Below are 8,591 nucleotides of genomic sequence, written 5' to 3' on the forward strand. Positions count from 1 at the left end.
GTCCGGATATAGAGAAAGCCCACAAGTTTCAGTCACAGGCTATGGAAGAAGTCATGTATTATGCAACGGATGACAAAGTATATGCTGTTTTGCTAACGGCGTCACATCCCCAGGCATTACCTAAATATGAGGCAAATCCGGGAGAAAAGATTACGGGAATTCAAGTGGTTGAGTACTGTGAGGGAAAACTGGAAATTCCGAATACCGATAAACCGGGCGAATTGACGGATCTGGGAGCTAGTAATCACATGATGTTGGTTATGACTTATAACGAAACGACCCGGGAGGGAAAGGTAATTGCTGTTCCAATCTTATCCTTGGGAACTGGTGACTTGATTCAAGATAAGACCTATCATCGGGAATACGGTCCTTTCGGACGGATATTGAAAACAACTTGTTATCACACGCGTTAAATTGATGATTATGAAAATATTAATGAATATCATATTATTGTCGTTATTAAGCATGAGTATAATGTCTTGCCATGATAATGATGATGTGGAACCTTTGGTGCAATTGAATAAATACCGGGCCAAAGAGATCAAGGGGCATAATGCTTTGTGGGGAGATTTTAAAATTAGTCTGAACTATATTGATAATAGTCTGGATTTAGGATTTATTACAGATCGTAATCAAGATACTATCGGGAGGTTGAATAGTTCTCAAGTTCTTATGTTGGTTCCGTCTATCAGTCAGGAAGAGATTGATCAGTTGGAGCCGGGAAGTACTATTCCGATGAAATATCAGGTTATTTTCCAGATACAAAGAAAGACGAATCAGGAGGTCATTTATCATTATGCAAAAGAGGATTTACAATACGTTCTCAAGTATTCGGAGAGTTATTTGTTCGAATATGATGACACTTTAAGGATGGACCGTAAGATTATGAAATGGCGTCGTATCGGTGATTCGAAGACGGATGATCCGTTAATGCGTATGGTATATACTTATAATGGCGATCGGCTTACGGGCGGCGAATACGCCACGTATATCTCAAATTGGGAGCCTCGTTCTCACGTGGAATATAGTTATGATGGAAATCAATTGATTGGGATCAAAGAAACAACAATGGATGGACAGGTTGTCTTTACCAAAACTTTCATTTATTCAGGGAGTGATCGGTTGAAAGTCAAGACGGAGGATCATGGGGTTGTCCGGGAAGTGGACTATGTGTTGAATTCTGACGGGTATGTAACCCGGATTGACGAGGGAGACGGGAATTATATGGAGGTTGAATATGAACTGGGACATGGGGATTTGAGTACGTTGGTATCAAATATTGTAAAAATACAAGGTGAACCATTTATTAAATAGTGAATATGAAAATTATAGCATTAGTTATTTTACTTGTGACAACGATTATTGGTTGCCATTCTCTGAAAGTGAACACGATTCATTTGAAAGGACAGATGGCGGATATGGGTACACAAGAAGTGATTATGGAGTACACGGGAGTGACAGGAGATTTTGGTACGAGTTTGAACAGGATAATCAAAACGGATGCTTCCGGTTATTTTGATACGACTTTTGTGTTGGAGCAACCGACGTATTTCAATATCAGTCGTAACATTCTTTACCTTTCACCCGGTGATGATTTGGAAGTTTACTTGACACCGGATACCCGTCAAGCGACTTTTAAGGGAAAAGGGAGCGAGGCGCAGTTGTTTTTGAAAGATAGGCTTTATCCCAAGGGGGGCTCTTTTCTTTTGTCCGGACGGAATGTAAGGGAGAATTTTGAGAAGACGAAAGAGGTGGTGGATGCGCTTGCGGCTTCTAAATTGGCTCAACTGGATACTCTAAAGGGGGTAACGGAGCTTTTTAAGGAGAATGAACGTATTCGGGTAAAGGCGAATTTGTTGAATAGTTATTTGACTTATGCTCTGTATAATAAAGAAAATGCAGGAGCGTCACGGGAGGAACAAAGGCAATGGTACGGGCGTTTTATTACTTCTGTTACCCCGGATGTAAATCAACTGATGCGAGAGATTACGAAAAACGAGTATCTGGATATTATAGATGTCAGGGATGTGATCGTGTATAACTTGGATCAAGCGGAATTTATGCAAGGGGTGGAGATTACCCCGGAAATGCGGGAAATCAAGGAAGCTTTACAAGTTTTGGCGAAATTAGATTCATCAACAGATCCGGAGGTGATTCTGAACATGGAGGAAAAGACAAAATCTTTTCAGCACGAGGGAATTGTTTCCGAATTGCAGGAGAAGATCCGTAATGTGAAAAGTCTGATGACGGGACAACCGGCCCACGAGATTATCATGACAGATGTTGATGGGAATGAAGTCTTGTTGAGTAGTTTTAAAGGCAAAAATATTTATTTGGATTGTTGGGCGACGTGGTGCGGTCCTTGTATTCAGGAATCCCCGGCATTTGTTGCGTTAAGTGAAAAATATAAGGATAAAGATATTGTCTTTATTCAATTGTCAACAGATAATTCTAGAAAGACTTGGTTGAGTTACTTGAAACAAAAGGAATCGGTAGTGCCTCAGTTTAATTCTGTCGATAACGAAGGATTGAGAGTGAACTGGCAGATCAAGTATATTCCTCGTTTTATCTTGATTGACAAGGAATTTAATATTGTTGAGTCTTTTGCCCCGAGGCCTTCTGATCCGGAAATTACCGAACATTTGGATGCCTTGCTTGCAAAATGAATGATTATTGATAAGTAAAAGTAATTGTCGGATTTTCTTCCGGCAATTATTTTTTCCGGTTGATACTCGTACTTTCTCAGAAGGAATGCTTTATTCGCAGATTTAGGAGTGTTCAATAAATATTTAGTGCAAATTAATGTAAAATAGTGTATTCAAAATGTGATAATATAGTTATCATATTGTGAGCCGCTCCCATTCCGCTCCCATTCCTCCCCTATTCCGCTCCTATTAGAATAATAATATATTGTATTACAATAGGAATTATTAACATTTGAAAAAGTCGATTATAGCTATTTGAAAACAGGATAATAACCCTATCTGATAGAAATTTTATTTGAATGCTCGTTTTACAAGGATAAATCACTGTTTGTCCGGGTATACCTCGATGTGGAAACGATTGCTTGCATTTTTTCTTTTGGTGTATATGCTTGATATTATATTTTTTGGAGGATAATTATATTGTTTTGTAATTATAAAGCCGTACTTTTGTTCACCCGTGGGTCGCAAAGTATGGAGAGGAAAAATGAAGATACCAGTTTATTGTTGAAGCACTTGCAAGAAGGTGACGAACGAGCTTTTCGGACGTTATTTGAGGAGTTTTATGCATCATTGTGCTTGTTTGCGACCCGTTATTTGGGTGATCGGGAAGAGGCCGCGGATGTGGTGCAAGAGACGTTTTTAAAATACTGGAACAAACACACGGATTTTGATGATTACCGGAAGATAAAGTCTTTTCTTTATGTAGTTGTGCGTCATGCCTGTCTTAATTTATTGCGTGACCGGGAGTTACGTTCCCGTATCCCCGAGGAGTGGATTGAGGATTCTGAACAGGAGTTTCGAAATCAAGTGATGGAAGAGGAGGTACATCGTATTTTTAATCATGCGATAGATAAGCTACCCTTACAGATGCGAATGGTAATTAATCTTTCTTTAGATGGATTGAAGAATTCGGAGATTGCTGAAAAGATGAATCTTTCGGAAGGAACCGTTCACGCCTACAAAAAAGAAGCCTACAAAAAGTTGAGAATCAGCTTGAAGGATTACTATTATTTATTGCCTTTTCTTTTATTCATATCTCGTTAAATATTAATTAACGTTAAATACCGAATATCAGACACTCCCTAAAATCCATTTTTTGTGTTCTAGCTGTGAATTTAATCTAATAGTAGCATAAAATGGATGATGACTTCTTTGATATTGTTGAGCTAGTTAGTAAATACATGACAGGAGAATTGACCGGAACAGAACGGGAGAGTTTGGATAACTGGTTGAGTCTTTCCGAAGATAATCGTAAATGGTTTCATGAGGTTACCGAAAAAGAATTTATATACCGGAAACGTCAGGAGTTGAGATCCATTGATGTAAAGGGTGGATGGAAAGCTCTTTCTCGTAAACGAGCCAAGGAGAATAGGAGGCGATTGGGGATTCGTGCGTTGAAATATGCTTGTGTTTTTATTCTACTGGTTGTTTCTTCCATGTATTTTTTAATGCAGCGTGTTGATCGGGAAGAAATTATTCCAGTGGAGAGTGCCGAGATCCTTCCCGGAACTTCCAGGGCTATCCTTTACATGGCGAATGGTTCTATTATTGATCTAGCCAATCATGATCGGGATTCATTGCGAGAATTAGATGGAACGATTATTGGCTTGGATGGCGAGAGTATTACCTATAAAAATGCGGTAGATTCGGTAGTCAGTTCAGATTTGTATAACGAGCTTGTGATTCCCAGGGGTGGTGAATACGTGTTGACGCTTGCGGATGGAACGTTGGTATGTTTGAATGCTGGATCTAAATTGCGATTCCCCGTGCAATTTAGCGGAATCACGAGGAAAGTAGAATTGGAAGGGGAAGGGTATTTTCAAGTGGTACGTAATGAAGAAATGCCTTTTGTTGTCAATGCATCCGGGGTGAATATCACGGTGTTGGGAACGGAATTTAATGTATCGAATTATCCAGAGAATGGCGATGTACAAACAACGCTGATCAAGGGTAAGGTGCAAGTAACTCTTTCGGAAGATACGGGTGGTTATATCTTGCACCCGGGAGAACAAGCCGTGTATAATAAGGAAAACGGTGAAATCACGGTGGCAAATGTTGACGTGTCATATGTTACGGCTTGGCGGGAAGGGCGTCTTCGTTTTCGGGATCGTCCTCTAAAAGAGATCATGGATTTTATTTCTCGTTGGTATGATGTGGATGTGGTATATGAAGATGAGAGCGTGAAAAATTATCTTTTCGGGTGTAATTTTAATCGTCACGTGACGGTGACTCCTTTGCTGGAATTATTCCAGAGTACGGGGACTGTCCGCTTTGAAGTGGTTGGAAAGAAAATCATCGTAAAAAAATAGCGAAGAATATGCAACTATTCTTCGCTTGTTAATAACACCTCTTGCTGGAGGCATTAAAAAATCGAATTTAATCAAATCAAAAGTATGAAAAAAAAACGTAGAAGTACTCGTTGGAAAGTAACAAATTTGTTTTTAGCTTTTCAGGTGGCTATTGTTTTGGTGTTGTCCGGAGGACACGTGTATGGAATGGCGGATGAACCACTACTTAATTTATCGTTGAAAAATGTGGCGGTAAAAGACGCTCTTTGGGAGATTGAGAAGCAATCCAAGATGGTTTTCGTGTATAATGCAGACGACTTGGGTAAGGCTGGCAAGATCTCTGTGGAGATCAAGGGTAAAACGGTACGGGAGGCTTTGGACATTTGTTTGAAGGATTCCGGATTTGAATACACGATAGAACAAAACACGGTCGTCATCAAACGTAAAGTAGCGGCAAAAACGGCTAATATTCAAAAAATCACAGTAAAGGGAAAGGTTGTTGATAAGAACGAGGTTGGCTTACCGGGAGTAACGATTTTACTAAAGGGAACGAGTGTGGGTATTGTGACGGACGTGAATGGTCATTATTCGATCACGATTCCCTTGACGGGCAGTCCGGTACTCGTGTTTACTTTTATCGGGATGAAAAAACAGGAAGTGGCGGTTAATGATCGGCAAGAGATTAACTTGGTCTTGGAAGACGAGCAAACAGAAGTTGAGGAGGTGGTTGTTACCGGTATTTATTCTCGTAAGAAAGAGAGTTTCACGGGTTCTTCTCAAACGTATAAAGCGGAGGAGTTGAAAATGGTCGGGAATCAGAATTTGTTGCAGAGCTTGAAAACATTGGACCCGGCATTTAATATCATGGAAAATAATCAATACGGTTCCGATCCTAACCGTACTCCGGATATTGAAATACGAGGGAAAACGAGTATCGTGGGGATGAAAGAAGAGTTTGGTGAAGACCCGAATCAACCTTTGTTTATCCTGGACGGTTTCGAGACAACTTTGGAAACGATCATGGATTTGAGTTTGGATCGGGTGGCTTCGGTGACAATATTGAAAGACGCGGCTTCTACTGCTATTTACGGTGCCAAAGCGGCGAACGGGGTTGTCGTGGTTGAAACGAAAGTGCCGGAAAAAGGACGTTTGCGTGTTTCATATAACGGGAGTTTTGATATTTCTTTCGCAGACCTGACGGATTATAATTTGATGAACGCGGAGGAGAAATTGAAGTTCGAGTTATTATCCGGTAATTTCAAGTCGAATCTGGTTGCCGTGGAAGAGGCTAATATGGTACGTTACAATAAGTTATTGTATGACGTGAAGAGGGGTGTCAATACGTATTGGATGTCAGAGCCTTTACGTACCGGGTTGAACCAACGTCATAATATCTACGTGGAGGGTGGTGATTCGCAAATGCGTTACGGTTTAGGAGTGAATTACACGAATATTCAAGGTGTGATGCAGGAGTCTCGTCGCCAGATCATGAGTGCTAACTTGGACTTGTTATACCGGCGAGGTAAATTAAGTTATAGTAATAAATTGACCGTCGATTACACGAAAACGAATAATCCGGTTGTGCCGTTCAGCGAGTATTCACGGGCTAACCCGTATTACCCGAAATATAATGAAAACGGGGGAATCGACAAGTGGTTGGAATATTTAGACAAGGGTACCGGCAGTATTTCCGTCCCAAATCCTTTATGGAATGCCTCGCTGAATAGCTATGATAAAGGTAACACGTTTAAGGTTCGGGATAATTTCCAGATGGAATATCGCCCGTGGACTTTTTTGTATGTACGGGCTAATTTTGGAATCACGAAGGCGACTTCGGATGATGAAAACTTTTTTTCCCCGGAAGACACGCGGTTTGACAATAGCACGGATGATCAAAAGGGTTCCTACACGGATACTCGCAACGAGAGTCTCTCGTACGAGGGGAGTTTCACGGTGACTTACGGGCAAGTGATCGCGGACGTGCATCAGGTTAACGCTGTGCTCGGAGCCTCGTGCAGCGAGTATAAAAGTGATTCAAAATCTTTTTCAGCGGAAGGTTTCCCGGAAGGAGATTTCACGACTCCTTCTTTTGCGAATGGTTACGCGTCTAGCGGGAAACCCTATTATTCAGATTCCAAGAAACGTTCTGTTAATTTCTATTTTAACGGGGGATATTCATACGACAATCGTTACTTGTTGGATGTAAACTTTCGTTCAGACGGGTCTTCCGTGTTTGGTACGAATAAGAAATTCACGACGACTTGGGCTGTCGGTTTGGCGTGGAATTTACACAACGAGGCTTTCATCAAGAATCACACGGATCTTTTCAATGTGCTAAAATTGCGGGCCTCAATCGGTAATCCCGGTAACCAGAATTTCGGTTCTTACAACACGATAACAACTTACAAGTTTAATAACTGGTTGTTGAATAATTTCGGAACAGGATTGTTGATAGACGGTTTCGGTGATCCCGATCTGGAATGGCAGAAAACGATTGATAAGAATATCGGTTTTGATTTGAGTATGTTTAACAATCGCTTTCACGTGAACTTTGATTATTACTACAAAGTGACCGACCCGTTGATGGCTTCTATCGGGATTCCCTTGTCGGTAGGTGTGTCCAGTCGATTGGCGAACGTGGGGAAACAGGTGAGCAAGGGATATAGCGGGACGATAAAGTATGCTTTCGTGTATCACCCGAAGGAACGAATCAACTGGACAACAAGCGTGACGTTCAGTCATGGACGTTCTTATTATGATAAGATCGGGAATAGCTTGAATCAATATAACCGGGAAAATCGTTCCAATAGTTTGGGGCGTTATTACGATGGAGGCAGTCCTTCTGACTTGTGGGCCGTTCGTTCGTTGGGAATTGACCCAGCGACGGGACAAGAATTGTTTTTAACCACGGGGGGAAGAATAACGTTTACTCACGATTATGCGAACGAGGTTGTCGTGGGCAATTCCGAACCGGATTTAGAGGGTGTTCTCGGTAATTCGTTGTACTATAAAGGATTTTCTTGTAGTATTTATTTGCGGTATAGTTTTGGTGCAGACGCGTTCAACCAGACGTTGTACGATAAAGTGGAGAACATTTCATCGTCGAATCTAATCCAGAATCAGGATAAGCGTGCTTTATACGATCGTTGGCAAAACGCGGGTGACAAGGCGAAATTCAAGGGTATCTCGTTGACGGAGAGTACGCCCATATCTTCCCGTTTCGTTCAGAAGAAGAATTATTTGACCTTTGAATCTATTCGCGTGGCGTACGAGTTTAACCATGAATGGATGCAGAAAATTCGTTTTTCAGGCATGACGGTAAGTGCCTACATGAGTGATATTTGTCGTTTTTCAACCATGAAGGATGAACGAGGAATTGATTACCCGTTTGCACGGAGTGTATCGTTCGCGCTATCAATTAATTTCTAATGAAGTAAAAGGTATGAAGAAGTCTATATATTTATTATTGATGATTGTTTTTTCCGGGTGTTCGGATTGGCTGGATGTCCGTCCGAGTGATCGGGTTTCAGAAGAGACTGCTTTTTCCACTGTTGCCGGTTTCAAGAAGGCCTTGAATGGTGTGTACGTGGATATGAAT

Annotated in this window: 6 protein-coding genes; all 6 read left to right on the forward strand. The window is 41.1% G+C overall.

The features are described 5' to 3' along the window. Nucleotides 1-413, forward strand: a 413-nt coding sequence (locus AB5542_RS20540) for a hypothetical protein (RefSeq protein WP_368243413.1), incomplete at its 5' end; no start/stop codon positions are given. Between the two features lie 10 nt (nucleotides 414-423). Then, nucleotides 424-1,314, forward strand: coding sequence for a hypothetical protein (locus tag AB5542_RS20545; RefSeq protein ID WP_279039152.1), 891 nt, complete (start codon nucleotides 424-426; stop codon nucleotides 1,312-1,314). Nucleotides 1,315-1,319: 5 nt separating this feature from the next. Beyond that, the gene (locus tag AB5542_RS20550; protein ID WP_279039154.1) at nucleotides 1,320-2,666 is read left to right on the forward strand and encodes a TlpA family protein disulfide reductase; all 1,347 of its coding nucleotides are present in this window, start codon (nucleotides 1,320-1,322) and stop codon (nucleotides 2,664-2,666) included. A 510-nt stretch (nucleotides 2,667-3,176) separates the two neighbouring features. Beyond that, nucleotides 3,177-3,749: an RNA polymerase sigma factor gene (locus tag AB5542_RS20555; RefSeq protein WP_151412209.1), complete on the forward strand. Its 573-nt coding sequence runs from the start codon at nucleotides 3,177-3,179 to the stop codon at nucleotides 3,747-3,749. Nucleotides 3,750-3,841: 92 nt separating this feature from the next. Then, a complete protein-coding gene (locus tag AB5542_RS20560) occupies nucleotides 3,842-5,014 on the forward strand; it encodes a FecR family protein (protein ID WP_279039155.1) in 1,173 nt (390 codons plus the stop codon). A gap of 84 nt (nucleotides 5,015-5,098) precedes the next feature. Continuing rightward, nucleotides 5,099-8,422 (forward strand): SusC/RagA family TonB-linked outer membrane protein, encoded by a 3,324-nt coding sequence (locus AB5542_RS20565; RefSeq protein ID WP_279039158.1) that lies wholly within the window; start codon nucleotides 5,099-5,101, stop codon nucleotides 8,420-8,422. Nucleotides 8,423-8,591 lie beyond the last annotated feature (169 nt).

It is taken from the genome of Butyricimonas sp. RTP31003st1_G1_RTP31003_210430 (assembly GCF_040920905.1).
Taxonomy (GTDB): Bacteria; Bacteroidota; Bacteroidia; order Bacteroidales; family Marinifilaceae; genus Butyricimonas; species Butyricimonas paravirosa.